The sequence below is a fragment of the Bradyrhizobium diazoefficiens genome (assembly GCF_016616235.1).
GTDB lineage: Bacteria > Pseudomonadota > Alphaproteobacteria > Rhizobiales > Xanthobacteraceae > Bradyrhizobium > Bradyrhizobium diazoefficiens_H.
This window is the reverse complement of the sequence record NZ_CP067100.1, coordinates 1,212,244-1,237,449: the sequence shown is the minus strand read 5'-3', so window position 1 is coordinate 1,237,449 and position 25,206 is coordinate 1,212,244. Positions and strand designations below refer to the sequence as shown.

Here is a 25,206-nt window from a genome sequence, read left to right as displayed (position 1 = left end):
ATTATCTGTAGCACGACGCAAGAGGGCAGCGATGGCGAAAAAGGCAGCATCAGGGAACGTCCGCGGCTCGCGAACCGGGCGCCCAATCATGGCGCTGCTCGACCTGCTCGGCCGGCGCTGGACCTTGCGGATATTATGGGAGCTGCGCGGCGCCCCCCTCACCTCCCGCGCGCTGCGCACCGCCTGCGACGAAGCTTCACCGACGGTGCTGCAGGCGCGGTTGACCGAGCTGCGCGAGGCGGGATTCGTGGAGCTGGGCGACGGCGGCGGCTATGGGCTGACGCCGCTGGGGCGGGAATTGTCCGAGACCTTCATGCCGCTGCACCGGTTTGCGGAGCGGTGGAAGCGGTGAATTCCCCTTACCCTCCCCTGGAGGGGGAGGGTCGCTACGCATGAAGCGGAGCGAAATGCGTAGCGGGGTGGGGTGACAGTCTCTCCGCCTCGAACGGTGCCCGTGTGGAGAGATCACCCCACCCGCTCGCGCTGCGCGCGATCGACCCTCCCCCTCCAGGGGAGCGTAAGAGCAGCTACGCCGCGGCGACCGTTAAATTCGCGCCCTCGACCTGCACCACCTTCACCCGCGTCCCTGCCGGCGTATCGGGGCCGGCGACGCGCCACACCGTGTCGCCGATGCGGACCGTGCCGCTGCCGTCGATGATCGGCTTCTCCAGCGTGAACTCGCGGCCGAGCAGCGCCTCGGTGCGCTTGTTGAGGAAGGGGCTGGCGCTGGCGTCCGGCTTCGGGCGGGCAAGCCGGCGCCACACCGGTACGGCGGCTGCGGCGAAGATCGCGAACATCACGAGCTGGATCTGCCAGGACATTGCCACGGCGAACGAGATCAGGCCGACCAGCAGCGCGGCAAGCCCGAGCCAGAACAGGAACACGCCCGGCGCGATCGTCTCCAGCGCCATCAGGATGAAGCCGAAGATCAGCCAATTCCAGGTGCCGAGCGATACCAACATGTCGGTCATGACACGACCTCCTCGATCAACCCACTCACCGCGGGGGCACGGCCGGCGGCGTGCTCCCGGTCGGGACCGAGCCGCGGCGGGCGGCGGCAGCAGCCGACGCAGCACTCTCGCCGAACGTGGCTTTCGCGATCTCGCCGATACCGGCGAGCGAGCCGAGCATGCTCATCGCTTCGACCGGCAGCATGATCACCTTCTGGTTCGGCGAGTCCGCCAATTGCCCGAACGCCTTGATATACTTGTCGGCGATGAAATAGTTCAGCGCCGCGACGTCGCCCTTGGCGATGGCATCGCTGACCATCTGTGTCGCCTTGGCTTCGGCCTCGGCGGAGCGCTCGCGGGCCTCGGCGTCGCGGAAGGCGGCTTCCTTGCGGCCTTCCGCCTGGAGGATCTGGCCCTGCTTGGCACCTTCGGCGCGCAGGATCTCAGACTGACGCTGGCCCTCGGCAGCGAGAATGTCGGCGCGCTTGACGCGCTCGGCCTTCATCTGCCGGCCCATGGCCTCGACGAGGTCGGCCGGCGGCACGATGTCCTTGATCTCGATCCGGTTGACCTTGACGCCCCAGGGCGAGACCGCGGCGTCCACGACGCGCAACAGGCGCTCGTTGATCTCGTCGCGATGCGACAGCACCTGGTCGAGGTCCATCGAGCCCATCACCGAGCGGATATTGGTCATGGTCAGGACCGTGATCGCCTGGTTGAGGTTGGAGACCTCATAGCTCGCCTTCGCGGCGTCGAACACCTGGTAGAAGGCGACGCCGTCCACCGTCACGGTGGCGTTGTCCTTGGTGATGACCTCCTGCTCGGGAATGTCGATCACCTGCTCCATCATGTTGATCTTGCGCCCGACGCGATCGAAATAGGGCACGATCAGGTTGAGGCCGGGACTCAGCGTCTGCGTGTATTTGCCGAACCGCTCGATGGTCCAGTCATAGCCCTGCGGCACCGTCTTGACGCCGGCGAGCAGCGTGACGATGACGAGCAATACCAGAACAATCGCGAAAATATCGAAACCGCTCATATATCCTCCAAGACGGGAAAGGTCCTTTCCCGCGCTGTCATTGGTCGGGGTCACGACCTCAAGGGTTCAGCGGCCACGACTCAAGTCGGCACGGGTGCGATTCTGCACAAGACGTACGGAGAGGGAATGGTCACGATTATGTATTTGCGGGACGACCTTGAAAGCGCGCAGCCGCAGACCTAGCGGTGGACCTTAAGGATTTCGCGACTACCTTTTTGAACTCTACCCTTCGGCGGCCCCGCTGTTAACGCTCCACGCCAGGACATCGAGCCGATCCGCGCCAAAGAAGATCTCGCCATTCCAGACGAACGTAGGAGTCCCGAACACGCCGTTTGTATAAGCTTCGACTGTCCGCTTCGTTAAGGCCTCGCGAACACCGGGATCATCAGCTTGCTCCACGACTGCCGGATCACCGCCGGCACGGGCGACGGCTTCCCTCAAGATCGCAGGATCGGAAATGTCTCGCTGTTCATGCCATAGACCATCGAAGATGGTGCTCCGGAAAATCTGCTCGGTGCGACCCGACAGCAAGGATGCAATGCACAACGCTGGAATTTGATTTGGCCGATTGGGCCACTTCCACGGCGGCTTGTATGGCACCCCATAAAACCTGGCCATCCGGCGGATGTCCGCCATCAGATAGGCCCGCTTGGGAGGGATGAGCGTATCGACATAAGGCGCCCATGGCTCGCGGCCAGACTGGAGGTTGAGAATCACGTCGATAAAAACCGGACGGCCGACCCATTCTACCGTGGTCGCCAAGCCGAAGCCGGCGTTGCGGACCCTGTAATCGGCGAAATAGGCGTAGGGCGATCTGAAATCGTAATAGGTATCAATGTTGATAGTCATGGCGCATGATTTCCGAAACCTGGGCGTGGCCCCCGTGCACCCCCGAGGCTAGCACAATTCAAGATCCCCAACCGCCGCCCATCCTACTCGATGACATCGTTCGCGATTGCGAGCAGGCCTGACGGAAGCGTCACGCCAAGCGCCTTCGCGGTCTTGAGATTGACTACAAGCTCGAACTTGGTGGGGTTCTGGACCGGCAGGTCGGCAGGCCGCGCGCCCTTCAGGATGCGATCGACATAGTCGGCGGCGCGGCGCAGCTGTTCGGCGCTGTCGGTGCTGTAGGACATCAGCCCGCCCTCGTCGACGAAAGTGCGGCTCCAGAACACCGCCGGCAAACGCGCTTCTGTGATCGCCGCAAGCAGATGCGCGCGGTTGGCCATGGTGAAGAAGTCCGGCAGGATCAGGAGGCCGCCGTCTTTCCGCGAAGCCAGCGCTGCGATCGCGGCGGCATCGAGGACGGGAGCTGCCTCGACCGTCACGTGCAGCGTCCGCGCGGCCTCATCGAGTGTGCGCAGCATCAGCGGCGCGAACGGCGCGGTGGAGGGATTGTAGACGACGAAGACGCGGGACACTTTCGGCGAGACCTGCGTCAGCATCTCCAGCCATTTGCCCGCCAAGGGACCATCGTAGTCAGTGAAGCCGGTGATGTTGCCGCCGGGATGGGCGAGGTTCTGGACAAAGCCCTGGCTGACCGGATCGGTGACGACCGCGAACACGACCGGGATCGTCGTGGTGCGCTGGCGCAGCTCCTCCACCGAGGGCGTGCCGACCGCGAGCAGGACGTCGGGCTTGAGTACGATCAGCTCTTCGGCGAACCGCGCAATGCGGGCGCGATCGCCCGCCCCGCTGCGCCAGTCGATCTTGAGGTTGTCGTGCTCCTTCCAGCCACGCGCGGCAAGCGCCTCGACCAGGATCGTGCTGCGGGTCTGCCCGATCGCGTCTTCCGCGGCCGTCACCGAGAGCACGCCGAGCCGGCGCGTCCCGCTCGGCTGCTGCGCCAGCACGGAATCCGGCAGCGCGACGATCATCCCAAGAAGCGCCAGGCAGTCGCGGCGTTTCATGGGGCGAACCATCAGATCCAGCCCTGAAGCTCGCGCAGCACGAGGGTGCGGATCACGTCCATGCCCGATACGCTGTCATTGAGACACGGGATCGCGGAAAACTGCTCGCCGCCATTGTGCTTGAAGATTTCGGCGTTCTCCTGCGCGATCTCCTCCAGCGTCTCCAGGCAGTCGGCGGAGAAGCCAGGCGTCACCACCGCGATGCGGCGCACGCCTTCTTTCGCCAGCCGCTCGATGGTCTTGTCGGTGTAGGGCTGCAGCCACTCGTCATTGCCGAAGCGCGACTGGAAGGTCAGCAGCAGCTTGGTCGCATCCATGCCGAGCCGGCGGCGCAGCGCTTCGGTGGTGGCGATGCAGTGGCTCTGATAGGGATCGCCCCTCTCGACATAGGATTTCGGCATGCCGTGGAAGGAGGCGACGATCAGCTCGGGCTTGAACGGCAGCGTTGCCAGATGCGCCTCGATCGAGGTGGCGAGCGCCTCGATATAGGCCTCGTCCGCGTAATAAGGCGGCGTCACCCGGAGCGTCGGCTGGTTGCGCAGGGCGGCGAGCACGCGGAACACCTCGTCGCAGACGGTCGCCGAGGTCGAGGCGGAATATTGCGGATAAAGCGGGACCGCGAGAATGCGGTCGCACCCCTTCGCGATCAGCGCATCAATTCCCGCTTTGATCGAGGGATTACCATAGCGCATTGCCCAATCCACCACGGCATTCGCGCTGTCAGACAATGCGGCCGCGAGCTTGTCGGCTTGCGACCGCGTGATGGTCTTCAGCGGCGACTCGTTCTTCTCGTTGTTCCAGATCTTCCGGTAGTCGAGCGCCTTGGTGCGCGGACGGCTGCGCAGGATGATGCCGTTGAGCACCAGCTGCCAGATCAGGCCCTGGTCCTCGATGACCCGGGGGTCACTGAGAAATTCCTTGAGGTAGACGCGCACGCCCCGCTCGTCCGCCGTATCGGGCGTGCCGAGATTGACCAGGAGCACGCCCACACGTCGCGCGCCGGCTTGCGCGGTTGGCTTCGCGGCCTTGATGGGGACAAACTTCGTCATGGCGCTCGTGGGTTCGCGCGTTGCTCCGAACTTGTCAAGATGAGGCGGGTTTCGCTAGGCTTCGCCACGCGGGGGACGAAGCCATGACGATTGGTGAATGGTGCGTGTTCGGAGCGGTGCTGCTCTATCTGTTGACGCTCGCGGGCGGCAAATTGACGGCAATCCGCCAGTTCGACAACGCCAATCCGCGCGATCCCGCCTTCTTCCAAGATCCGATCCGGGCCCGCGCGCTCGGCGCGCACCAGAACGGCATCGAGACCTTCCCGTTCTTTGCCTTCGCGGTCCTGCTTGCCGAATTCCGGGATTCGCCGCAGCGCCTGATCGACGAGCTCGCCGTGCTGTTCCTGATCGTACGGATCGCCTATGTGCTGACCTATCTCGGCAATCGCCCGACGCTGCGCTCGATCCTCTGGAACATTGGCTTTGCGCTCAATGTGGCGATCTTCTTCATGCCAGCGCTGAAGCAGTTTTTGCCGGTTTAGGTGCCGTGTCCCGGACGGGGTGCAGCGCCCTAGCGCTGCTCCGCAGAGCCCGGACCCAGAAAGCTACATTGTAATACGTAGAGAGATGGGCCCCGGCTCTGCAGCGCACGGTCGAAGCGACGCTGCGCTGCGTCCGGGGCACGAGAGTTCAGCTCAAAAACACGTCGTGCGTTCGGCCGCGATGTAGCCGAACAACAGGCCCGCGCCGAACAGCAGCACAAGGCCGGCGGCAGCGAATTCGATGCCCCGCATGAACAGCGCGCCGCCGCCGTCGCGGCCGGCGCTGAGGCGTTGCGCGATGCCCCTGGCAGAGACGGCGACGACCGCGATGGCCGCGACCGTGATCGCGGTGCCGAGGCCCATCAGGAAGGTCGCGGCAACGCCGGCCCAGAACAGGCCCTGGGCCAGCGCGAACACCAGCACCAGGATCGCGCCCGAGCAGGGGCGAATGCCGACGGTGAGGATCGCGGCGAAACCGCGCCGCCAGCCGCCGGGACCGGCGAGTTCGCTCGGGGTGGGGCCATGGGAGTGGCCGCAATGCTCGTCATGGACGTGGTCATGCCCATGATCGCGACTAGCATGAGCGTGATCGTGATGATCGTGCGCGTCATGGTGGTGATGATGATCGTGGTCGTGCTGATGCGGCACGCCCACGATCGCCGGCACCGGCTGGGCGGCCTGGAGCGCGCGGATGAAGGTGCCGCCCTTGACCCAGACGAGGCGCAAGCCGAACAGCGCGATCAGGACATAGCTCGCGATCTCGATGGCCCCTTCCGCCCTGCACATGGTCTTGGCCGTCGCATTCAGCACCCAGGCCGAGATGCCGACGATCATGATCGCGACCAGCGACTGCATCAGTGCGGAGGCGAACGACAGCGCAATGCCGCGCCGGGCAGTCTCGCGATTGGCGACGAGATAGGAGGCGATCACCGCCTTGCCGTGGCCGGGGCCGGCGGCATGGAAGATGCCATACGCAAACGAGATGAACAGCAGCGTCCACACCGCCGAGCCGTCGGATTTGGCGGCGCGAATTGTCGCCGACATTTGCCGATAGAATTCCGACTGCTTTGCCAGCAGCCAGCCGACGATGCCGCCGGCCTCGGGCTCGGCCGCCTGCGCCGGCCGCGGCGCCCCGAACGGATTCTGCGCGAGCAGATCGTGCAGCGCGGCATCGGCGACCCCGAGCGCAACGACAACCGCGGCACAGGCAAGGAGCCTGCGCGCGATCGGGGAGAGTTGCGGCTTCAAGGGCAATCCACCGTGATCTTGTTGGCGAACATCATGCCGAAATTGGTGTTCTCGCCGCTCATGAAGGTCTGTTCGTTGAGCTTCTGCGCGGTCGCGGCGCCGTCACTCGGGCGATCCAGCTTCATCTGGCAGCCGGCGGGCGCCCCGACCAGCTTGACCGGATTGTCCTTGGCCATCTGGAAGTCAATGAAGAAGGAGCGGTCGAACACTTCGAGCACCAGCTGCTTGGGCTTGACCGGATTCTTCAGCGGCAAGGTGAAGTGCAGGGTCAGCACCGTGTCCTTGTAGTCGAGGAAGTAGTCGACTGGCTCCTCGAACCGCTCCTTCTTGCCGTCTGCCTTTGCGAAGGTGAAATAAGCGTACTCCTTCAGCGACTCGACATTGGTCTGCGCCAGCGGCCCGAGCTCCTCGCGCGTATAGGCCCCCTTGGTCTTGCTCTCGAGCCCCTGCACCGCATAGGCCGAGAACATGTCGTCAAACGTCCAGGCGTGGCGAACGCCGGTGACGGTGCCGTCGGCGGCATAGAGCAGTTCGCTGGTCGCGGTGATCCAGACATGTGGATGCGCGCGCGCCGCACCCGCCGCGAGCGTGAGGACAGCGGCGAGCAGCCATCCCAGCAGGCTGCGCATGCCCATCAGGCCGCCTCGGCGTCGTCGAGCAGGCCGCGACGGCGCAGCAGCGCATCCGGCTCCGGCGGCCGTCCGCGGAAGGCTTCATAGGCGGCTTCCGGATCGACCGATCCACCGGTCGAGTAGATGTCGTCGTGCAGACGCTTGGCCACATCAGGATCGAAGATGTTGCCGGCCTCCTCGAACGCGCCGAAGGCGTCGGCGTCCATCACCTCGGACCACATGTAGCTGTAATAGCCGGCGGCATAATGATCGCCGGAGAAGATGTGGCCGAACTGGGTGGGACGGTGGCGCAGCGAGATCTCCTCGGGCATCCCGATCTTCGCGAGTTCCTTCTGCTCGAAGGCGCGGACATCCTGCGCGGCCGCGGCCGGCTGGGTGTGGAATTCGAGATCGACCAGCGCCGAAGAGACGAACTCGACCGTGGCAAAGCCCTGGTTGAATTTTCGCGCGGCGAGGAACCGCTGGAGCAGCTCGTCCGGCAGCGGTTCGCCGGTTTGATAGTGGCGGGCAAACTGCTGCAGCACCTCGGGCCGCTCCTGCCAATGCTCGTAGAGCTGGGAGGGCAGCTCGACGAAGTCGGTGAATACCGAGGTGCCCGACAGGGACGGATAGGTCACGTTGGAGAGCATGCCGTGGAGGCCGTGGCCGAACTCGTGGAACAGGGTGCGGGCATCGTCGGGTGAGAGCAGCGAGGGCTCGCCATCGGCTCCCTTGGCGAAGTTGCAGACATTGATGACGAGCGGCGCGATCTCGCCGTCGAGCTTCTGCTGGTCGCGCAGCGAGGTCATCCAGGCGCCCGAGCGCTTCGACGGCCGGGCATAGTAGTCACCGTAGAACAGCGCCTTGTGCTTGCCGTCGGGGCCCTTCACCTCCCAGACCCGGACGTCGGGGTGCCAGACCGGGATATCCTTGCGTTCCTCGAAGGTGATGCCGAACAGGCGGGTGGCGCAGTCGAAGGCGGCGGCGATCATGTGGTCGAGCGCGAGATACGGCTTGATCGCGGCATCGTCGAAATTGGCGCGCTGGAGCCGGAGCTTCTCGGCATAGTAGCGCCAGTCCCAGGGCGCGAGCTTGAAATTGCCGCCCTCTTCCGTGATCAGCGCCTGCATCTCGTCGCGGTCGGCAAGCGCCCGCGCCCGCGCCGGCTTCCAGACTCGCTCCAAAAGGCCGCGCACAGCCTCCGGAGTCTTGGCCATGGAATCCTCGAGCCGATAAGCGGCGAAGGTCGGATAACCCAACAGCCTGGCACTCTCTTCGCGCAGCTTCAGGATCTCGACGATCGTTGCGTTGTTGTCGTTGGCATTGCCGTTGTCGCCGCGCGCCGTAAAAGCCTTGTAGACCTTCTCACGGAGGTCGCGCCGGGCCGAGCTCTTCAGGAACGGCTCGACCGAGGAGCGCGACAGCGTGACAATGGCTTTGCCTGCCATGCCGCGCTCTTCTGCCGCAGCCTTGGCGGCGGCGACGAAACTCTCCGGCAGGCCCTGGCGGTCGGCCTCACCTAACTCCATGAACCAATCCTGCTCGTCGCCGAGCAGGTGATGACTGAAGCTGGTGCCGAGCTGGGCGAGCTTCTCGTTGATCTCCGCCATCCGCGCCTTGGCCTCTTCGGAGAGGCCGGCGCCGGAGCGGTGGAAGCGGGTGTAGGTGCGCTCCAGCAGGCGGAGCTGCTCGGGGCTGAGACCCAGATTGGCGCGGTTCTCGTGCAGATGGGCGATGCGGCCAAACAGCACGGCGTTCATCATGATCGGATTCCAGTGCCGCGCCATCCGCAAGGAAACCTCCTTGTCGATCTCCAGGATGGCCGGATTGGAATGCGCCGAGACGAGGTCGTAGAACACCGCCGCGACCTTGCTCAGCAGCTTGCCCGAGCGCTCCAGCGCCGTGATGGTGTTGGCGAAGTCGGGCGCGGCCGGATCATTGGTGATCGCGGCGATCTCGGCGGAGTGATCGGCGAAGGCCTGCTCGAAGGCGGGGAGGAAGTGCTCCGGCTTGATCTCGTCGAAGGGCGGGGTCGCGAACGGCGTCACCCAGGCCTTCAGCAGCGGGTTGGTCTCGGTGTCCGTAGTCTGGCGGGGTTCTGACATCACAAGTCCGGATTTCTGAGCTGATTTGTTACCGCCAGCTATAGCACGCGATGGGGCTTTTTTGGGCCATTTGCCCTTGCTCCCGGCCGGCTTTTCGGGGAGATTGCGGCCCTCGAAGCCACGGACCTAAAGCCTCATGAACGCGCCTTCCTCGTCTTCCCGCCGGATCGTCTGGCCGAGCGTCATCACCGTCATCAGCGCCGCGATCCTGATCGGCGCCGAGGTGTTCGGCGCGGCCTTCGCCGGCGGCTGGGCGCTCGCGATCCTGATCGGGCTCGGCGACCAGGGCGCGCACATAATCCAGGCCGTGCTGTTCGCGCTCGGCGTGCTCGTGATGACCGCCTTCATCCGCGCAGCTCAGCGCGTCGAGCCCTTCACCAAGCGCGGCTGACGCGCGCACGCGCGTGAGAGACACGCGCGCGACACAGAAAACTTAACGCGCATTCATCTTCCGCGTCGCTCGCGCAACACCGCGCAAGCGGATGTTAGGCAATTCTGTCCGCAGCCTAAAAAAATTCTTGCGATCGCGATTCAAAACCCTTATGTGCGTTCTTGCCCAATTTCGCACGTGCCTGTGGTCGTGTGTCAGTCGGTAGGTATCCGGACAAGAGGCCGGACAGCCGCCAAGGGGTGAAGAAGCCGAGGGGCTCTTCGGAAGTGCGGAAGTCGGAAGGCTCATCGCCGGAAGACTGAAGGCAAACCCGGAGCGTCCAGCATCTCTCTCAAGAGGTGCCTTGTCGAAGGTGACTTCACTTCTTGCAACCGTGACTGGCAGCCGGAGGCGAACCGGCGCACCCCGCTCTCAACGGGGGACGCGACTTAAAGCAACGACGGATCGGGCTTTTTTGGTCTCTACCGGCAGTCCAACGCCGGCGCGGGCTACTGAAAAGGCTTGTCCTTCATTGCCAGGTGTGCGGGCGGGAAATTCCCAACCAATCCACGGCAGCACAGTCTGGTTTGAGTCTCGTGGCTTCGTCGCGCCTCCATCGCGCGATCCGGCCGGGGTGCTCATATCCGACGCAATTTTTTGAACGGATCCCCGTCGCTGGGCCGTTTGGGAGAGTGCTATGACCGAACGTATTCAGGAATTCCTGCGCAACCGCCGCAGCGAGGGCCGGGACACCGAGCCGTGCCTCGTCGTCGACCTCGAGGTCGTGCGCGACAATTACCAGAGCTTCGCCAAGGCGCTGCCCGATAGCCGCGTGTTCTATGCCGTCAAGGCCAATCCGGCGCCGGAAGTGTTGTCCCTGCTGGCCTCGATGGGCTCCTGCTTCGACACCGCGACGGTCGCCGAGATCGAGATGGCGCTGGCCGCAGGAGCGACGCCCGATCGCATCTCCTTCGGCAACACGATCAAGAAGGAGCGCGACATCGCGCGCGCCTTCGCGCTCGGCATCCGCCTGTTCGCGGTCGACTGCACCGCCGAGGTCGAGAAGGTCGCCCGTGCCGCTCCCGGCGCCAAGGTGTTCTGCCGTATCCTCTATGATTGCGCCGGCGCCGAATGGCCGCTGTCGCGCAAGTTCGGCTGCGACCCGGAGATGGCGGTCGAGGTGCTCGACGTCGCCAGGCGCCTCGGGCTGGAGCCGTGCGGCATCTCCTTCCATGTCGGCTCGCAGCAACGCAAGGTGAAGGCGTGGGACCGCGCGCTGGCGATGGCCTCGCAGGTGTTCCGCGACTGCGCCGAGCGCGGCATCAACCTGTCCATGGTCAACATGGGCGGCGGTTTCCCGACCAAGTACCTGAAGGACGTGCCGCCGGTCGTGACCTACGGCCGCTCGATCTTCCGCGCGCTGCGCAAGCACTTCGGCAACCAGATTCCGGAGACCATCATCGAGCCGGGCCGCGGCATGGTGGGCAACGCTGGCATCATCGAATCCGAGGTCGTGCTCATCTCGAAGAAGAGCGACGAGGACGAGGTGCGCTGGGTGTACCTGGACATCGGCAAGTTCGGCGGTCTCGCCGAGACCATGGACGAGTCGATCCGCTACGCCATCCGCACCCCCCATGACGGCGCAGACATGACCCCGTGCGTGCTCGCAGGTCCGACCTGCGACAGCGCCGACGTGCTGTACGAGAAGAACCCGTATCCGCTTCCGGTCACGCTGGAGATCGGCGACAAGCTGCTGATCGAAGGCACCGGGGCCTATACGTCGACCTACTCGGCGGTGGCGTTCAACGGCATCCCGCCGCTCAAGACGTACCATATCTAAGCTGCCTCTCTTCTGAGGCCTGACGAACCCGGAGCCGGCTTGCCGGCTCCTCCCTGACATTTCGATCTGACGACGTCTTGGATCGGCGCGCCGCGCGCGCGCCGGCTCAAGCGGGGACTGACGCGCCATGACTGCTCCTCGGAAGCCACAAATCGCCCTCAACTCGAAAGCCGCTCCGTTCGCAATCCGCAGCGAACGTGCTGCCGACGTCGCGATGCGTGAAGCGCTGCTCGATGCCTGCTTTGGCGAGAACCGCCACGGCCGCACCTGCCAGCGCCTCCGCGACGGGCGCGCACCTGCCGCAGGCCTTGCCCTGTCGGCCGTGCGCGAGGGGACGCTCGTGGGAACCGTGCGGCTGTGGCACGTCAGCGCTGGAGGCAGGCCCGCTCTGGTCCTCGGACCGCTGGCGGTGGACCCTGCCTGTCGCGAGCTCGGGATCGGCGCCGCGCTGATGCATCAAGCGCTCGCCGCCGCCCGAGCACGCGGGCATGAAGCCGTGATCCTGCTCGGCGATGCGCCCTATTACGCCCGCTTCGGCTTCTCGGCGGACAAGACCGGCGCGCTGTCGCTGCCCGGGCCGTTCGAGCGCGACCGCCTGCTGGCGATCGAGTTCACCGAGGGCGCGCTCGACGGCGCCGAGGGAATGATCGTCCCGACCGGCGCGGCCCTGCCCAAACGGAGGGCGGTTCGCGCCCTCCACGCGCACGCGGCCTAAGGGATTGCCATGATGGCGACGACCCAAGCCGCGTGAGCGGCAACGTCCAGCCGCGCCTGCGCCAAGCTCACTTCCTTTGGGGTTGCGCGGGCTCCGGAAACGCCTTTTAACCCCACGACATTCCCCTTTCAGTCGAGCCCAAACGCATGTCCCGTCGCCTGATCTCCACCGGCTCCCCTTTCGAGAAGACCGCCGGCTACAGCCGCGCCGTGATCGACGGCGATTTCGCCTTCGTCGCGGGAACCACCGGCTATGACTACACGACTATGACAATGCCGGCCGATGTCACGAGCCAGTCACGCAACTGCTTCAAGACCATCGAAGCCGCCCTGAAGGAGGGCGGATTCGAGATGGCCGATATCGTCCGTGCGACCTATTACGTCACTGACGCGAGCTACATCGATGCCCACTTCGTCGTCTGCGGCGAGGTCCTCGGCGACATCAGGCCGGCGGCGACGTTGCTGGTCGTCACCGCCCTCGCGAAGCCCGAGATGAAGGTCGAGATCGAAGTCACCGCCAAGCGCCGCAGCATCTGAAAAGCGCCGCAGCGCCTGATCCACCCCTTCACTGCCAGCACTTTCCGGAGAATCTATCCCATGAGCCCTCCCTCGCAGATCTACGCGAAGATCACCGGTCCCATCGTCATGGTCGGCTTCGGCTCCATCGGCAAAGGCACCTTGCCGATGATCGAGCGGCATCTCGATTACGACAAGTCGCGCATCACCGTGATCGATCCCAAGGACGAGGGTCGCAAGGCCCATTGCGAGAAGCACAATGTGCGCTTCATCCAGAAGGGCGTGACCAGGGATAATTATCGCGAGCTGCTGACGCCGCTGCTGACCGAAGGCGGTGGCCAGGGCTTTTGCGTCAATCTCTCGGTCGACACCGGCTCGACCGACATCATGGAGCTCTGCAACGAGCTCGGCGCGCTCTACATCGACACCGTCAACGAGCCCTGGCTCGGCTTCTACTTCGACAAATCCAAGGGTCCGGAAGCGCGCTCCAACTACGCGCTACGCGAGGTGACGCTGGCCGCCAAGCGGGCGCGCCCTCCGGGCTCGACCACGGCCGTCTCCTGCTGCGGCGCCAACCCCGGCATGGTCTCCTTCTTCGTCAAGCAGGCGCTGCTCAATGTTGCCGCCGACCTCAAGCTCAATGCACCCCGGCCGAAGACCAAGGCCGAATGGGCGGACCTTATGCGGCAGGCCGGCATCAAGGGCATCCACATCGCCGAACGCGACACCCAGCGCTCCAAGACGCCGAAGGAGCCTGATGTCTTCGTCAACACCTGGTCGGTGGAAGGTTTCCTGTCCGAGGGCGTTCAGCCGTCGGAGCTCGGCTGGGGCACCCATGAAAAATGGATGCCGGAGAATGCGCGGACCCACGAAGCCGGGTGCGGCGCTGCCATCTATCTGATGCAGCCCGGCGCCAACACGCGCGTGCGCACCTGGTGCCCGACCCGCGGCGCGCAATATGGCTTCCTCGTCACCCACAACGAGTCGATCTCGATCTCCGACTACTTCACGGTGCGCGACGCATCGGGCAAGGCGGTTTACCGGCCGACCTGCCACTACGCCTATCATCCGGCCGACGATGCCGTGCTGTCGCTGCATGAAATGTTCGGCCGCGCCGGGAAGATGCAGGAGAAGCACCACATCCTCGACGAGAACGAGATCGTCGACGGCATCGACGAGCTCGGCGTGCTGCTGTTCGGCCACGACAACAACGCCTATTGGTACGGCTCGCAGCTCTCGATCGAAGAGACCCGCAAGCTTGCGCCCTATCAGAACGCCACCGGCCTGCAGGTGACCTCCGCCGTGCTCGGCGGCATGGTGTGGGCGCTGGAAAACCCGAACGAAGGCATCGTCGAAGCCGACGAAATGGATTTCGATCGCCTGCTGGAAATCCAGCTGCCCTATCTCGGCCCGGTGAAGGGCTTTTATACCGACTGGACGCCGCTGACGGATCGTCCCGGACTGTTCCCGGAGGACATCGACACCAGCGATCCCTGGCAGTTCAAGAACATTCTGGTGCGCTGAGGGCGCACCTGTCCGAGCCGCAACGAACGGGAGGCTAATAGCCTTCCGGCCGCCCGGATGCTAACCAGCCGCCCGGTCGCACGGCAACCGGAAGGTCCACATGAATCATATCGCCTGCATCGCGGGAGGCGTCAGCCTCCTGATCGCGTCCCACGCCTTGGCCGCGGACACCGGTCAGTTGCCCTGCAAGACCACGCAGGAATGCAACGAAAACGCCGCCAAGATCGGCGCCAACGCCCCGAGCGCCGCGCAGCCATCGACCAGCAATTCGGACGCAGCAGAGGACCAGTTCTACTGGCTCAACAAGATCAACAAGGCCTCCACCGTGACGCTGGTGGAGGAAGGCATCTTCCCGAAAAATACCGGCCAGTTGATCGCCGGGGGCGTGGACTACACGATCCGCCAGGCGCGTGAGCCCGACGGCAAGCGCCCGAGCGACGTCCTTCAGATCGAGAAGATCATGACCGACAAGGTCGGCGAGGAGGCCTCCGTCATCCACGCCGGGCGCAGCCGTCAGGACATGTACGCGACCTATCGCGCTGCCAAATTACGCAACCAGACGCTGGATTTTGCCGAAGCGTTGCTCGGCTTGCGCGGCAAACTGCTCGCCAAGGCGGCCGACAATCTCGATGCATTGATGCCAGGCTACACCAACGGCGTGCAGGCGGTACCAATCACCTATGGTCACTACCTGCTGGCCTATGAGGAATCGTTCGAACGCGACCAGCAGCGCATCAGCGAGGCCTATCGCCGACTCAACCTCAGCCCGATGGGCGTTGGCGTCATGTCCGACTCGATCTGGCCGCTGAACCGCACGCGTCTCGCCCAACTGCTCGGCTTTGACGGCATCGTCGAGAATTCGATGGACGCCAACCAGGTGATCCCATTCGACAACCAGCTCGAGGCCACCGCGATCGCCAATTCGGCCGCCATCCGCATCGGCGTGATGATGCAGGACCTGCATACGCAATACGCCGAGGTGAGACCGTGGCTTTTGCTGCAGGAGGGCTCGACCTACACCAGCAGCTCGATGCCACAGAAGCGCAATCCGGGTCTGATCATGCAGGCGAGGATTGCAGCTTCAGATGTGGTGGGGCTGTCGGGGGCGGTATCGATCCGCGCTCACAACGTCACGTCGGGCATGGTCGATTCCAAGGCCCAGTCCGAGGATATCGGCCTGTTCCCGCGTGCCATCAAGATGGTCACCGCGACCGACCGGGTGTTCGATGCGATCGTGGTCAACAAGGCCCGTGCCAAGGAAGAGCTGGAGAGCGACTGGACCTCGACAATGAACCTCGCCGAGCTACTGTTGCAGGCGCACCAGATCCCGTTCCGCGTCGGGCATGGCTTCGCTTCACAGATGGTCAGCTATGCGCGGCCGCTGGATCTCACGCCCAAGACCATACCGTTCAGCGAAGTGACTGACCTCTTCGCCAAGACGCTTGCCAAATTCAACATGCCGGCGAGGCCCTTCCCGATGAGCGAGGCCGAATTCAGGGAGGTGATGTCACCGGAATGGATCGTGGCGCACACCAAGGGGGTCGGCGGTCCGCAGCCGGAGGAGACTGCACGCATGCTCAAGCTGGCTCAGCAGCGCCTAGATGCCGACAAGCTCTGGCTTGCCGCCCAGCGCGACAAGCTCGCGAAGGCCGATACCGCGCTCGATCAGGCGTTTGCGGCGCTCTTGCCGAACGACCCGGTGCGTTAGCGGCGGACCGGGGCGCGCGCCGAGGCGAGATCATTAAGTCGGCATCAGTTGTCGCGTCAGAATAGGCCGGCCGTCGCGGCTACTTGTCCTTGATTGGCGGCGCGATCTTCTCGGCCGGAGCCGGCGGCAATGCCGGCTTGGTCGCCGCGCCCTGGGTCTGCGGATCGGGGCGCGCGGGCTCCGGGGCCGGCGTCGTTGGCCGATCGCCTCCGGGTTTGGCTTCCGCGGGTGTTTTGCTCTGTTCGTCGGACGGCGTGCCTTGCAGCGGCTGCGTCGCCTGCGCCAGCTGCGTCCGGCTCTCGGCGCGAATTTGGGCGAGCGACATCACCGATATCACGAGGCCTGCAGCGAACAGCGAACAGGCGATTGTCAGGTCGAGCTTCAGTCTGCGCTTGTCATCTTGGCCGGGCATGTCGATCACCGCCTTTGTCTGCGGGACCAACGAAATTGCCGGACTGCGGTTCCGTATCGGGGAAAGCGGGAACCCGCTATTGCGCGCCAAAACGCCGCGCTCACTCCGTCGTGCTGACTTCCCAGGTCGCGTGGCGCACGCCCGGGAGGTGCTGGAGATCGGTCGCCACCGCGTTGAGCTCGTTCGGGTCGACCGCGCTTGCGACCAGCTTTGCGACGATTTCCAGATTGTCCTCGCCGATCTCGGCGACCTCGACATCGGCCACCAGATATTGCGCGGCCTCGAGCTTGTCGACAAGACGGTCGCGCATGTCGGGCAAGGCGTCGGGGGCGACCGCAAGCTTGAAATAGTAGGTCGCTTCCGACGCCTTCTCGTTCAGCGGGACGCGGTTGATGGCGTTGACCAGCGGACGCAGCAGCGTGTTGCCGGCGATAACGAACACGGTCAGGGCAACGGCCTGCGCGACCATGTCGGCGCCTGCGCAGGAGCCGACCGCGGCCGAGGCCCACAGCGTCGCCGCGGTGTTGAGTCCGCGCACGTCCATACCCTGCTTCATGATGACGCCGGCCCCTAAGAAGCCGATGCCGGAGACGACGTAGGAGATCACCCGCACCGCTCCGTCAGCGCCGGTCAGGTGCATGGCGAGATCGACAAAGGCAGCGGCGCCGACCGCGACCAGCACGTTGGTGCGCAGGCCGGCGGTGCGCTGCCGGTACTGCCGCTCGGCGCCGATCAGCGTGCCCAGCACGAAAGCCGTGAGCAGGCTGATCAGCGTGTCCGCGAAGTCGGCAAGCTGGAATGTGGTCAGAAACCGCATGGCCCCCTATACGGTCGGAACGATGACAGATTAAAGCTCCAGCAGGCCGCCATCCCCATTTTCATCAGCGAAGGCCAGCAGCGTGCCCTTGGCGTTCCAGGCGAGCGCGGAGACGGGCGGGGTGCCGTTGCGGCGCACCAGGATCTCGGCGCCGTCCTCCAGTCGCACCATCAGCACGGTGCCGTCGCTGTAGCCGGCGGCGAGAATGTCGTTCTTGGGATGGCATGCGACGACAGACACCCGCGCCTGCAGCGGCGCGAGCATCGCGGGCTCCTTGCCCATTGGGCCGTCCTTGCTGCCGAATGGCCAGACGATGACGGTGTCGGCGCCCGAGGTCGCCAGCCCCTTGCCGCCCGCGCTCCAGGACATCGAGCGGACCCGGCCGGGATAGCCGGTCATGCGCATATGCTTGTTGTCGGCGAGCCGCCAGCCGTGCAGGGCTGCCTCGTGCATCGAGGTGACCAGGAATTTGTTGTCAGGGCTGAAGGTGACGCCGAGATGCGAGCCGGCCCAGGGCAGGAATTCGGCCGAGCCTTCCATATTCGGAAACCACAGCGTCGCGCCATTGTAATGGGCGATCGCAAGCCGCAGGCCCTTCGGCGCGAAGGCGAGGCCGCCGACGGTTGAGGGCACATCGAGCGATTTCTCCTCGGCCTTGCCGCTCTTGACCGTCGCGGTCTTACCAGCCGACCAGGCGAAGGCTCCGTCGGCGTGCAACGCCACCGCGTCGATCCAGCGCCGCTTCGGGTCGGTCGCAAGCAGCGTCACCTCGCCCTTGGCATCGAGCGACACGACCTTGCCGTCGTCGCCACCCATGACGAGGCGCTTGCCGTCGGAGGCGGTGGAGAGAATGCCGCCGCTGTGCACGGCGACGGTGGTGATTTCGCCTTGGCTATCGACGAACGCGACATTCTCCTCGCCGCCGACGAATGCGGCGCGGTCGGCCAGGAAATGCACCGAGGTCACGCCCATGCTGAGCGTAACAGGCTTGACGCGGTCGGTGACGGAGACGATCGAGGCGGACTCTGGCGCCGGCGTAAACTCTTTCATCACGAGACGATGCAGCTCTCAAAACCCTCGCGAATGGCCTTTTCCGGCAATTCGCGGCCGATGAAGACGAGGCGGCTCTCGCGCGGCTCGCCGTCCTTCCACTTCCGCTGGTGGTTGCCCTCCAGCATCATGTGGACGCCCTGGAACACATAGCGGTCGTCGTCATCGTGGAAGGCGAGAATGCCCTTGGAGCGCAGGATCTTGCCGCCCTCGACCTGCACCAGGTTCTGCAGCCAGGGCATGAACACGTTGGGATCGAGCGGCTTGTCGGTCTTGAGCGAGAGCGACTGCATGTCCTCGTCGTGATAGTGCTTCAGGCCATGACCATGACCTTGGCCGTGATCATGGTGGTGATGATGGTCGTGATCGTGGTGATGATCGTGGTCATGATCATCGCCGGCTTCGAGGAAGTCCGGCTCGATGTCGAGGATGCGATCGAGGTCGAACGCGCCGCGGTCGAGCACGTCGGCCAGCGCCACCGAGCAGCGCTCGGTGCGATGCAGCTTAGCATAGGGATTGATGCCGCGGATGCGCGCCTCGACCTCGGCAAGCTCTCCCTTGGTGACGAGATCGGTCTTGTTCAGCACGATGACATCGGCAAAGGCGATCTGGTTCTTGGCTTCGGGCGCATCCTTGAGCCGGTCGGACAGCCATTTGGCGTCGGCAACCGTCACCACCGCGTCGAGCCGCGCATTCTTCTGCACGTCCTCGTCGACGAAGAAGGTCTGCGCCACCGGCGCCGGATCGGCAAGGCCGGTGGTCTCGACGATGATGGCGTCGAACTTGCCCTTGCGCTTCATCAATCCGTCCATGATGCGGACGAGGTCGCCGCGTACGGTGCAACAGATGCAGCCGTTGTTCATCTCGAACACTTCCTCATCGGCGCCGATGATGAGGTCGTTGTCGATGCCGATCTCGCCGAATTCGTTGACGATGACGGCGTATTTCTTGCCGTGGTTTTCCGACAGGATGCGGTTGAGCAGCGTGGTCTTGCCGGCACCGAGGTAGCCGGTCAGGACGGTCACGGGAATTTTTGGGGAGGTCGCTTCAGACATAACTACTCCGGGTCGGGCTGGTCGCGCGACGCGAGGCGGGGTGGCCCCTGCCCTAATGGTCAAGCGCGCTGGTCAGGGCCTTTATATTGTGCCTGACCATGTCAATGTAAGTGGGTGCGGGCCCCTTTTCGCCGGTCAAACCGTCCGAAATCAGGGTCCCGCCGACCCTTGCCCCGGTCTCCGCCGCGATCCGCCGGATCAGCCGGTCATCGCTGATATTTTCCAGGAACACGGCCGGGATCCTCGCGGCCCGGATCTGGCCGATGATCGCGGCGATGTCCCGCGCGCTGGGCTCGGTTTCGGTGGAGACGCCCACGGGCGCGATGAACTGGACGCCGTATTCGGCAGCAAAATAGCCGAAAGCGTTGTGGGTCGAGATCACCCTGCGCCGCTCGGGCGGGATTTTTCCAATGGCCTCGCGGACCTCGCGGTCGAGGGCTTCGAGCTGTTCCAGATAGGCCTTGGCGTGGTCGCGGAAGAACTCGGCGTTATCGGGGTCCGCTGCGGCCAGCGCATTGGCGATGTCAGTCACATAGATCTTTGCGTTCGGGACCGACTGCCAGGCGTGCGGATCGGCCGCCGAACCGAGCTTCAGCGGCGCGATGCCGTCGCTGACGGTGACTACCTGCGCCTTGCTGCCTGCAGACTGCACCAGACGCGGCAGCCAGCCTTCGAGCCCGAGCCCGTTGACGATGACGAGCTTCGCCGCCGCGATCCGCTTCGCATCGCCTGGCGCCGGCGTGTAGACGTGGACGTCGCCGTCGGCGCCGACCAGCGTGGTCAGATCGATGCGGTCACCGCCGACATTGCGGACGAAATCGGCGAGGATGGAGAAACTCGCGACGACGTTGAGCCGCTCGGCGGCATGCAGCGGTGAAGCGATCAGCAGAAGGACGGAGAGCAGAAGGAAGCGCATCGTCACGCTTCCAGATGCCGGCCGGGAAACAGCTGCCTGACGACGCCGCCGACACGGCCGAACAGCACCGAGACGATGTAGAGCACCGTCGCGACCAGGATGATCGCAGGGCCCGACGGCACGCGGGTCTGGAACGACAGCACCAGCCCGGCATAACCCGAGACGGCGGCGGCAACGACCGCGATGCAGATCATCACCGTCAGATCGCGCGACCAGAACCGCGCGATGCCGGCCGGGAGGATCATCAATCCCACCGCGAGCAGCGTTCCGAGCGCCTGAAAGCCATTGACGAGGTTGATCACGACCAGCGCGAGGAAGGCAAGATGCGCAGGTCCTCCCGCTCGGCTCACGGTCCGCAAAAACAAGGGATCGACGCTCTCGATCACCAGCGGCCGATAGATCACCGCGAGCACCAGCAGCGTTACGGTGGCATTGAAGGCGACCACCAGCAAGGTCTGGTCGTCCATCGCGAGGATGTTGCCGAACAGCACGTGGAGCAGGTCGACATTGGTACCCTTGATCGAGACGATGGTGACGCCGAGCGCCAGCGAGGCCAGATAGAAGGTCGCGAGCGAGGCGTCCTCCTTCAGCCCGGTCGAGCGCGCGACCACGCCGGCAAGAATCGCAACGGCAAAGCCGGCGATCAGGCCGCCGGCGGTCATCGCGAACAGGTTGAGACCCGAGAGCAGGAATCCCACCGCGGCGCCGGGCAGGATCGCGTGCGCCATGGCGTCGCCGACGAGGCTCATCCGCCGCAGCATCAGGAACACGCCAATCGGCGCGCCGGCCAGCGCCAGCGCGATGACGGCGGCGAGCGCGCGCCGCATGAACTCGAATTCGGTGAACGGACCGATCAACGCGTCATAGATCATCGGATATCAAGCCGCCCGCGAGCTGGCGTCATCGGCCGCGCAGGCCGCCGCGCTGTCGTCAAACGCTTCGCACATCCGCATCGCGACCATCAGATTTTCCGGCGTCAGCACCTCCACCGTCGGTCCCCACGCCACGGGGCCGCGCGCCAGCACCAAAGTCTCGCTGAAATGGTTGCGCACCATCTCCATGTCGTGCAGGGCGGCGAGCACGGTTCGGCCTTCGGCGTGCCAGCGCCTTACCAATGCGAGCAGATCGGCAATGGTCTTGCTGTCGATGGCGTTGAAGGGCTCGTCGAGCACGATCAGGCGCGCATCCTGGAGCAGCACGCGTGCGAACAGCACGCGCTGCATCTGCCCGCCCGAGAGCGTGCCGATCGGACGATTCTCGAAGCCGCTGAGGCCCACGGACGCAATCGCCCGGAGGATCTTTTCGCGCGCGGCCTTGCCGATGCCGCCGAACAGGCCGGCCTCGCGCCACAGCCCAGTGCCGACGAAATCGAACACCGAGATCGGAAAGCTGCGGTCGATCTCCGCGCTCTGCGGCAGATAGGCGATGTCGCGGCTATCGAGCCCGCCGAGATGGATGCTGCCGTCCAGCGGCCTGAGGATGCCGACGATGCCGCGCAGCAGCGTCGACTTGCCGGCGCCGTTCGGCCCGATCACAGCGACCAGTGCACCGGATGCGACCTCGCCGTTGAGATGGTGCACGGCCGGATGGCGGTCATAACCGAGCGTGACGTTGTGAAAATGCAGCGCGGCCATGGTCACCTCATCGCCAGGAAGACCATGGCCCAGAGCACGGCGCAGACGGCCGCAGCAGCCGCAAGGCGCGCGGCCATGGTCATGCGCAGGATCGACCAGGGCGCGTCCTGGGCCGGATGTGGCGAGGCCGCGTCATGGACATGGGCATGGGTGTGGTCGTGCCCGTGCGAATGGCCTTGGGTATGGTCGTGCTCATGGGCGGGGGACGCGGCGGGAACCATGCCGCAGACGTTATATTATAACATTACGCTTGTCCACGTCCCGGGGGAGCGGTGAATTCCGCACAGCAGAAGGCGGCCGCTTGAGCAGCCGCCTTTTCGATTCATCGCTCGGCGACGAAGCCGAACCCGGAATGTGTAACGATTCAGGCCTTCTCGAACAGGGACTCGACGTATTCCCAGTTCACGAGGTTCTCGACGAACGCCTTCAGATAGTCCGGACGGCGGTTGCGATAGTCGATGTAGTAGGAGTGCTCCCAGACGTCGCAGCCGAGGATCGGGGTGGCGCCATGCACCAGCGGATTCTCGCCGTTTGGGGTCTTGGAGATCTCGAGCTTGCCGTTCTTGACCTGGAGCCAGCACCAGCCGGAGCCGAACTGGCCGACGCCGGCCGCCTGGAAGTCGGTCTTGAACTTCTCGAAGCCGCCGAGGTCCTCGTTGATCTTCTTCTCGAGCTTGCCCGGCAGCTTGGTGCCGCCGCCATTGGGCTTCATCCAGCTCCAGAAGTGGATGTGGTTGTAGTGCTGGCCGGCATTGTTGAACACCGCGGGGTTCTTGCCGAACGAGCCCTTGACGATCTCCTCAAGGGACTTGCCTTCCCATTCGGTCCCCTTGAGCGCGTTGTTGCCGTTGGTGACGTAGGCCTGATGATGCTTGTCGTGATGATATTCCAGCGTCTCCTTCGACATGTACTGGCCAAGGGCGTCATAGGCGTAGGGGAGTGGGGGCAGCGTGAAGGTCATGGCTTGTTGTCCGCAACTGATGGGGAACGAGGCTTAACGGTCACTCTTATAGAAGGTTCCGCGGCCGTTAAATACCGCCAATTTGCGAAAACGCGTGATGCGACCGCTGGGCCGGATTGCATAAAATCGACGCAGCACGCAGACATTCGCTGCAGACGTGACGGCTCGACGCAAAATATCATTGCCATTGAAGCGCTTATGACAGAACGAATGCGCCGCGAAGCGGAGCTACAAAGGACCACGCCATGAGCATCGAAATCGACATCCTGAACGGGGATGCCTCGTGGCCGATCGCAGAGCCGCTGCATCAGGCGGTTTGGGGCCCGCACATGGTGGCGGGCAAGCCTTGGGCTCACGTCAAATGGGACAATGCCCATCTCCGCGTCCTGCTGGAGACCCCGGAGGATGGCCTCGTCTGCCACGTTGGCGTCTATTTCCGTACCATCACCTGGAACGGACAGAAGGTCCATGTCGGCGGCATCGGCGGCGTCGCTACACGTGAGGACCGCCGCCGCCGCGGTTATGCGACCTTGGCGATCGACGCGGCCATCCATACCATGCGCGCCAACGAGGCCGTTCGCTTTGCGCTGCTGTTCTGCGAGCCGCACAATTTTGCGTTCTACGAGGCCCGCAACTGGCTGCCCTTCAAGGGCGAGGTCTATTGCGAGCAGCCGGAGGGGCGGATCCGCTTCGAGTACATGGCGCCCTATGTCTTAAACATCGTCCGCGCGCCGACGCTCGGCACCATCGACCTATGCGGGCTGCCCTGGTGAGCCCTGCGTGAACGGAGGGCTGGCGCGGACACCGGCCATCCTATAGTATGTCGATCATCATCTCATATCGCGCGGTGACACATGACGATCGACGCCCCTATAGACGCCGCGCCGCCGCGTGCCGCCGTCGCCTCCCCCATTGCCAGCCTGCTGACGGCACCGATCCTGCCGACGCTGCTGCGGCTTGCGATCCCCAACATGGTGGCGATGGTCGGCAGCACGCTGGTTGCGATCGCCGAGACCTCCTATATCGGCCGGCTCGGCACCCTCCCGCTCGCCGCCATCGCCCTGGTGTTTCCGTTCGCGATGCTGACGCAGATGATGAGCGCGGGCGCGATGGGCGGCGGGGTCTCGTCCGCGATCAGCCGCGCGCTCGGCGCCGGGGATCGGGACCGCGCGGCGACGCTGGCGCTGCATGCCGCGATCATCGGTCTTGCCGGCGGACTGTTCTTCACGGTGATGATGCTCGCCTTCGGGCGCTCGTTCTTTACGCTGCTTGGCGGGCGCGAGCGCGTGCTCGAGGAGGCCTGCGGCTATTCGCAGGTGCTGTTCTCGGGCGCGGTCGCGATCTGGCTCGTCAACACGCTGGCTTCGGTGATCCGCGGCACCGGCGACATGCGCCTGCCCTCGATGACGCTGATCGGGGCGAGCGTGCTCCAAATCGCGGTCGGCGGCACGCTCGGGCTCGGCCTGTTCGGCGTCAAGCAATTCGGCATGCCCGGTGTTGCCGCCGGCCAGCTGATCGCGTTCAGCTGCGCCGCCTTCTTCTTCCTCTGGTATCTCCTGTCCGGCCGCAGCCGGCTGCCGCTGAATTTTCGCGCATTCGATTTCGAGCGCGCCATGTTCCTGGACATTCTCAAAGTCGGCGCGGTGGCCTGCCTGTCGCCGCTCCAGACCGTGCTCACCATTTTGATCTTCACAAAAATACTGGCAACTTTCGGCACCGAGATGCTGGCCGGCTACGGCATCGGCTCGCGGCTGGAATTTCTGCTGATCCCGATCACCTTCGCCTTCGGCATCGCCTCGGTGCCGATGGTCGGCATGGCGATGGGCGCCGGACATATCAAGCGCGCAAGGCGCGTGGCCTGGACCGCGGCTGCAGCCTCCGGACTGACCGTCGGCCTGATCGGCCTCGCCGTCGCGCTCGATCCCGCGCTGTGGGTGTCGCTGTTCACGCGTGATCCCGGCGTCACCGCCGCCGCGCACAGCTATTTCCACTGGGCGGGCCCCGCCTTCGTGTTCTTCGGCATGGGCGTGTCGCTATACTTCTCCTCGCAAGGAGCCGCGCGCGTTGGCGGCCCGGTGCTGGCCTCCACCGCGCGGCTTCTGATCGTCGCGATCGGCGGCGTCGGCCTGATGACGGCGCAGGCGCCGGCCTGGACCTTGTTCGCGCTGGTCGGCGGCGCCATGGTGGTGTTCGGACTCTCGACGGCTGCCTCGGTCGCTTTCGCACGCTGGGGCAAATGAGCGCAGGCCAGATAAGCTCAGGAATGTGATTCCATCGGCGTTGCACTATCCTGCC

The 25,206-nt window shown here is 64.7% G+C and carries 27 protein-coding genes; 10 read left to right on the top strand and 17 right to left on the bottom strand.

Translation table 11 applies throughout. The annotated features are described in order from the left end of the window. Window positions 1–31 precede the first annotated feature (31 nt). Window positions 32–352, top strand: a complete 321-nt coding sequence (locus JJB99_RS05850; RefSeq protein WP_200497851.1) for a winged helix-turn-helix transcriptional regulator — start codon at window positions 32–34, stop codon at window positions 350–352. Window positions 353–527: 175 nt separating this feature from the next. Here the strand turns inward: JJB99_RS05850 and JJB99_RS05845 are convergent, their stop codons facing one another. The 5 genes from JJB99_RS05845 to hemH all read right to left on the bottom strand — a co-directional run bounded on the left by JJB99_RS05845 (window position 528) and on the right by hemH (window position 4,948). Further along, window positions 528–971 carry an NfeD family protein gene (locus JJB99_RS05845; RefSeq protein ID WP_200497849.1) on the bottom strand — a complete coding sequence of 148 codons (444 nt, stop codon included), beginning with the start codon at window positions 969–971 and terminating at the stop codon, window positions 528–530. Between the two features lie 25 nt (window positions 972–996). Beyond that, on the bottom strand, window positions 997–1,989 hold the full coding sequence (locus JJB99_RS05840; RefSeq protein ID WP_200497847.1) for an SPFH domain-containing protein: 993 nt from the start codon (window positions 1,987–1,989) through the stop codon (window positions 997–999). Between the two features lie 222 nt (window positions 1,990–2,211). Beyond that, complete coding sequence (locus JJB99_RS05835) at window positions 2,212–2,838, bottom strand: 2-hydroxychromene-2-carboxylate isomerase (protein ID WP_200497845.1); 627 nt, start codon at window positions 2,836–2,838, stop codon at window positions 2,212–2,214. Window positions 2,839–2,921: 83 nt separating this feature from the next. Beyond that, window positions 2,922–3,899 carry an ABC transporter substrate-binding protein gene (locus JJB99_RS05830; protein WP_200497843.1) on the bottom strand — a complete coding sequence of 326 codons (978 nt, stop codon included), beginning with the start codon at window positions 3,897–3,899 and terminating at the stop codon, window positions 2,922–2,924. 11 nt (window positions 3,900–3,910) lie between these two features. Further along, complete coding sequence (hemH, locus tag JJB99_RS05825; protein ID WP_200497841.1) at window positions 3,911–4,948, bottom strand: ferrochelatase; 1,038 nt, start codon at window positions 4,946–4,948, stop codon at window positions 3,911–3,913. Between the two features lie 83 nt (window positions 4,949–5,031). Here hemH and JJB99_RS05820 point away from each other — a divergent pair, with 83 nt between their 5' ends. Next, window positions 5,032–5,430 (top strand): MAPEG family protein, encoded by a 399-nt coding sequence (locus JJB99_RS05820; RefSeq protein WP_200497839.1) that lies wholly within the window; start codon window positions 5,032–5,034, stop codon window positions 5,428–5,430. 153 nt (window positions 5,431–5,583) lie between these two features. Here JJB99_RS05820 and JJB99_RS05815 read toward each other — a convergent pair whose 3' ends face one another. The 3 genes from JJB99_RS05815 to JJB99_RS05805 are packed head-to-tail and all read right to left on the bottom strand — an operon-like array spanning window position 5,584 to window position 9,394. Then, the gene (locus JJB99_RS05815) at window positions 5,584–6,678 is read right to left on the bottom strand and encodes a nickel/cobalt transporter (RefSeq protein ID WP_200497837.1); all 1,095 of its coding nucleotides are present in this window, start codon (window positions 6,676–6,678) and stop codon (window positions 5,584–5,586) included. After that, window positions 6,675–7,313: a DUF1007 family protein gene (locus JJB99_RS05810; RefSeq protein ID WP_200497835.1), complete on the bottom strand. Its 639-nt coding sequence runs from the start codon at window positions 7,311–7,313 to the stop codon at window positions 6,675–6,677. Before JJB99_RS05810 ends, JJB99_RS05815 begins: the two co-directional genes overlap by 4 nt. After that, window positions 7,313–9,394: a M3 family metallopeptidase gene (locus JJB99_RS05805; protein WP_200497833.1), complete on the bottom strand. Its 2,082-nt coding sequence runs from the start codon at window positions 9,392–9,394 to the stop codon at window positions 7,313–7,315. The genes JJB99_RS05810 and JJB99_RS05805 overlap by 1 nt, the downstream gene beginning before the upstream one ends. Before the next feature lie 136 nt (window positions 9,395–9,530). Here JJB99_RS05805 and JJB99_RS05800 point away from each other — a divergent pair, with 136 nt between their 5' ends. The 6 genes from JJB99_RS05800 (at window position 9,531) to JJB99_RS05775 (ending at window position 16,066) form a co-directional block, all read left to right on the top strand. Beyond that, window positions 9,531–9,785, top strand: a complete 255-nt coding sequence (locus tag JJB99_RS05800; RefSeq protein ID WP_200497831.1) for a hypothetical protein — start codon at window positions 9,531–9,533, stop codon at window positions 9,783–9,785. A gap of 676 nt (window positions 9,786–10,461) precedes the next feature. Next, entirely contained in the window at window positions 10,462–11,604 is a 1,143-nt protein-coding gene (locus JJB99_RS05795; protein WP_200497829.1) for a type III PLP-dependent enzyme, read from the top strand. A 127-nt stretch (window positions 11,605–11,731) separates the two neighbouring features. After that, window positions 11,732–12,319 (top strand): GNAT family N-acetyltransferase, encoded by a 588-nt coding sequence (locus JJB99_RS05790; RefSeq protein WP_200497827.1) that lies wholly within the window; start codon window positions 11,732–11,734, stop codon window positions 12,317–12,319. A 146-nt stretch (window positions 12,320–12,465) separates the two neighbouring features. Further along, the gene (locus JJB99_RS05785; RefSeq protein WP_200497826.1) at window positions 12,466–12,855 is read left to right on the top strand and encodes a RidA family protein; all 390 of its coding nucleotides are present in this window, start codon (window positions 12,466–12,468) and stop codon (window positions 12,853–12,855) included. Between the two features lie 60 nt (window positions 12,856–12,915). Then, complete coding sequence (locus JJB99_RS05780; RefSeq protein WP_200497825.1) at window positions 12,916–14,358, top strand: homospermidine synthase; 1,443 nt, start codon at window positions 12,916–12,918, stop codon at window positions 14,356–14,358. 100 nt (window positions 14,359–14,458) lie between these two features. Continuing rightward, window positions 14,459–16,066: a lyase family protein gene (locus tag JJB99_RS05775; protein WP_200497823.1), complete on the top strand. Its 1,608-nt coding sequence runs from the start codon at window positions 14,459–14,461 to the stop codon at window positions 16,064–16,066. Between the two features lie 79 nt (window positions 16,067–16,145). Here the strand turns inward: JJB99_RS05775 and JJB99_RS05770 are convergent, their stop codons facing one another. The 9 genes from JJB99_RS05770 to JJB99_RS05735 all read right to left on the bottom strand — a co-directional run bounded on the left by JJB99_RS05770 (window position 16,146) and on the right by JJB99_RS05735 (window position 22,911). Beyond that, window positions 16,146–16,478 carry a hypothetical protein gene (locus tag JJB99_RS05770; protein WP_200497821.1) on the bottom strand — a complete coding sequence of 111 codons (333 nt, stop codon included), beginning with the start codon at window positions 16,476–16,478 and terminating at the stop codon, window positions 16,146–16,148. Window positions 16,479–16,578: 100 nt separating this feature from the next. Beyond that, the gene (locus JJB99_RS05765; RefSeq protein ID WP_200497819.1) at window positions 16,579–17,295 is read right to left on the bottom strand and encodes an MgtC/SapB family protein; all 717 of its coding nucleotides are present in this window, start codon (window positions 17,293–17,295) and stop codon (window positions 16,579–16,581) included. 30 nt (window positions 17,296–17,325) lie between these two features. Then, window positions 17,326–18,345, bottom strand: coding sequence for a WD40 repeat domain-containing protein (locus JJB99_RS05760; RefSeq protein ID WP_200497817.1), 1,020 nt, complete (start codon window positions 18,343–18,345; stop codon window positions 17,326–17,328). After that, window positions 18,345–19,400 carry a CobW family GTP-binding protein gene (locus tag JJB99_RS05755; RefSeq protein WP_200497816.1) on the bottom strand — a complete coding sequence of 352 codons (1,056 nt, stop codon included), beginning with the start codon at window positions 19,398–19,400 and terminating at the stop codon, window positions 18,345–18,347. Before JJB99_RS05755 ends, JJB99_RS05760 begins: the two co-directional genes overlap by 1 nt. Window positions 19,401–19,452: 52 nt before the next feature. Then, window positions 19,453–20,316, bottom strand: coding sequence for a metal ABC transporter substrate-binding protein (locus tag JJB99_RS05750; RefSeq protein ID WP_200497814.1), 864 nt, complete (start codon window positions 20,314–20,316; stop codon window positions 19,453–19,455). A 2-nt stretch (window positions 20,317–20,318) separates the two neighbouring features. Beyond that, window positions 20,319–21,188: a metal ABC transporter permease gene (locus tag JJB99_RS05745; protein WP_200497813.1), complete on the bottom strand. Its 870-nt coding sequence runs from the start codon at window positions 21,186–21,188 to the stop codon at window positions 20,319–20,321. A 6-nt stretch (window positions 21,189–21,194) separates the two neighbouring features. After that, on the bottom strand, window positions 21,195–21,950 hold the full coding sequence (locus tag JJB99_RS05740; protein ID WP_200497812.1) for a metal ABC transporter ATP-binding protein: 756 nt from the start codon (window positions 21,948–21,950) through the stop codon (window positions 21,195–21,197). A gap of 2 nt (window positions 21,951–21,952) precedes the next feature. Next, window positions 21,953–22,171, bottom strand: a complete 219-nt coding sequence (locus JJB99_RS35985) for a hypothetical protein (protein WP_210347639.1) — start codon at window positions 22,169–22,171, stop codon at window positions 21,953–21,955. A gap of 143 nt (window positions 22,172–22,314) precedes the next feature. Next, complete coding sequence (locus tag JJB99_RS05735) at window positions 22,315–22,911, bottom strand: superoxide dismutase (protein ID WP_027573470.1); 597 nt, start codon at window positions 22,909–22,911, stop codon at window positions 22,315–22,317. A 245-nt stretch (window positions 22,912–23,156) separates the two neighbouring features. Between JJB99_RS05735 and JJB99_RS05730 the strand changes: the two genes are divergently transcribed. Then, window positions 23,157–23,684, top strand: a complete 528-nt coding sequence (locus JJB99_RS05730; protein ID WP_200497810.1) for a GNAT family N-acetyltransferase — start codon at window positions 23,157–23,159, stop codon at window positions 23,682–23,684. An 81-nt stretch (window positions 23,685–23,765) separates the two neighbouring features. Then, on the top strand, window positions 23,766–25,151 hold the full coding sequence (locus JJB99_RS05725) for an MATE family efflux transporter (RefSeq protein ID WP_200497808.1): 1,386 nt from the start codon (window positions 23,766–23,768) through the stop codon (window positions 25,149–25,151). Window positions 25,152–25,206: the final 55 nt, after the last annotated feature.

Bases quoted from the DNA above. Each gene is read 5' to 3' on its own strand.
- JJB99_RS05850 (WP_200497851.1), top strand. From the start codon at position 32: ATGGCGAAAAAGGCAGCATCAGGGAACGTCCGCGGCTCGCGAACCGGG.
- JJB99_RS05845 (WP_200497849.1), bottom strand. From the start codon at position 971: ATGACCGACATGTTGGTATCGCTCGGCACCTGGAATTGGCTGATCTTC.
- JJB99_RS05840 (WP_200497847.1), bottom strand. From the start codon at position 1,989: ATGAGCGGTTTCGATATTTTCGCGATTGTTCTGGTATTGCTCGTCATC.
- JJB99_RS05835 (WP_200497845.1), bottom strand. From the start codon at position 2,838: ATGACTATCAACATTGATACCTATTACGATTTCAGATCGCCCTACGCC.
- JJB99_RS05830 (WP_200497843.1), bottom strand. From the start codon at position 3,899: ATGAAACGCCGCGACTGCCTGGCGCTTCTTGGGATGATCGTCGCGCTG.
- hemH (WP_200497841.1), bottom strand. From the start codon at position 4,948: ATGACGAAGTTTGTCCCCATCAAGGCCGCGAAGCCAACCGCGCAAGCC.
- JJB99_RS05820 (WP_200497839.1), top strand. From the start codon at position 5,032: ATGACGATTGGTGAATGGTGCGTGTTCGGAGCGGTGCTGCTCTATCTG.
- JJB99_RS05810 (WP_200497835.1), bottom strand. From the start codon at position 7,313: ATGGGCATGCGCAGCCTGCTGGGATGGCTGCTCGCCGCTGTCCTCACG.
- JJB99_RS05805 (WP_200497833.1), bottom strand. From the start codon at position 9,394: ATGTCAGAACCCCGCCAGACTACGGACACCGAGACCAACCCGCTGCTG.
- JJB99_RS05800 (WP_200497831.1), top strand. From the start codon at position 9,531: ATGAACGCGCCTTCCTCGTCTTCCCGCCGGATCGTCTGGCCGAGCGTC.
- JJB99_RS05795 (WP_200497829.1), top strand. From the start codon at position 10,462: ATGACCGAACGTATTCAGGAATTCCTGCGCAACCGCCGCAGCGAGGGC.
- JJB99_RS05790 (WP_200497827.1), top strand. From the start codon at position 11,732: ATGACTGCTCCTCGGAAGCCACAAATCGCCCTCAACTCGAAAGCCGCT.
- JJB99_RS05785 (WP_200497826.1), top strand. From the start codon at position 12,466: ATGTCCCGTCGCCTGATCTCCACCGGCTCCCCTTTCGAGAAGACCGCC.
- JJB99_RS05780 (WP_200497825.1), top strand. From the start codon at position 12,916: ATGAGCCCTCCCTCGCAGATCTACGCGAAGATCACCGGTCCCATCGTC.
- JJB99_RS05775 (WP_200497823.1), top strand. From the start codon at position 14,459: ATGAATCATATCGCCTGCATCGCGGGAGGCGTCAGCCTCCTGATCGCG.
- JJB99_RS05770 (WP_200497821.1), bottom strand. From the start codon at position 16,478: ATGCCCGGCCAAGATGACAAGCGCAGACTGAAGCTCGACCTGACAATC.
- JJB99_RS05765 (WP_200497819.1), bottom strand. From the start codon at position 17,295: ATGCGGTTTCTGACCACATTCCAGCTTGCCGACTTCGCGGACACGCTG.
- JJB99_RS05760 (WP_200497817.1), bottom strand. From the start codon at position 18,345: ATGAAAGAGTTTACGCCGGCGCCAGAGTCCGCCTCGATCGTCTCCGTC.
- JJB99_RS05755 (WP_200497816.1), bottom strand. From the start codon at position 19,400: ATGTCTGAAGCGACCTCCCCAAAAATTCCCGTGACCGTCCTGACCGGC.
- JJB99_RS05750 (WP_200497814.1), bottom strand. From the start codon at position 20,316: ATGCGCTTCCTTCTGCTCTCCGTCCTTCTGCTGATCGCTTCACCGCTG.
- JJB99_RS05745 (WP_200497813.1), bottom strand. From the start codon at position 21,188: ATGATCTATGACGCGTTGATCGGTCCGTTCACCGAATTCGAGTTCATG.
- JJB99_RS05740 (WP_200497812.1), bottom strand. From the start codon at position 21,950: ATGGCCGCGCTGCATTTTCACAACGTCACGCTCGGTTATGACCGCCAT.
- JJB99_RS35985 (WP_210347639.1), bottom strand. From the start codon at position 22,171: ATGGTTCCCGCCGCGTCCCCCGCCCATGAGCACGACCATACCCAAGGC.
- JJB99_RS05735 (WP_027573470.1), bottom strand. From the start codon at position 22,911: ATGACCTTCACGCTGCCCCCACTCCCCTACGCCTATGACGCCCTTGGC.
- JJB99_RS05730 (WP_200497810.1), top strand. From the start codon at position 23,157: ATGAGCATCGAAATCGACATCCTGAACGGGGATGCCTCGTGGCCGATC.
- JJB99_RS05725 (WP_200497808.1), top strand. From the start codon at position 23,766: ATGACGATCGACGCCCCTATAGACGCCGCGCCGCCGCGTGCCGCCGTC.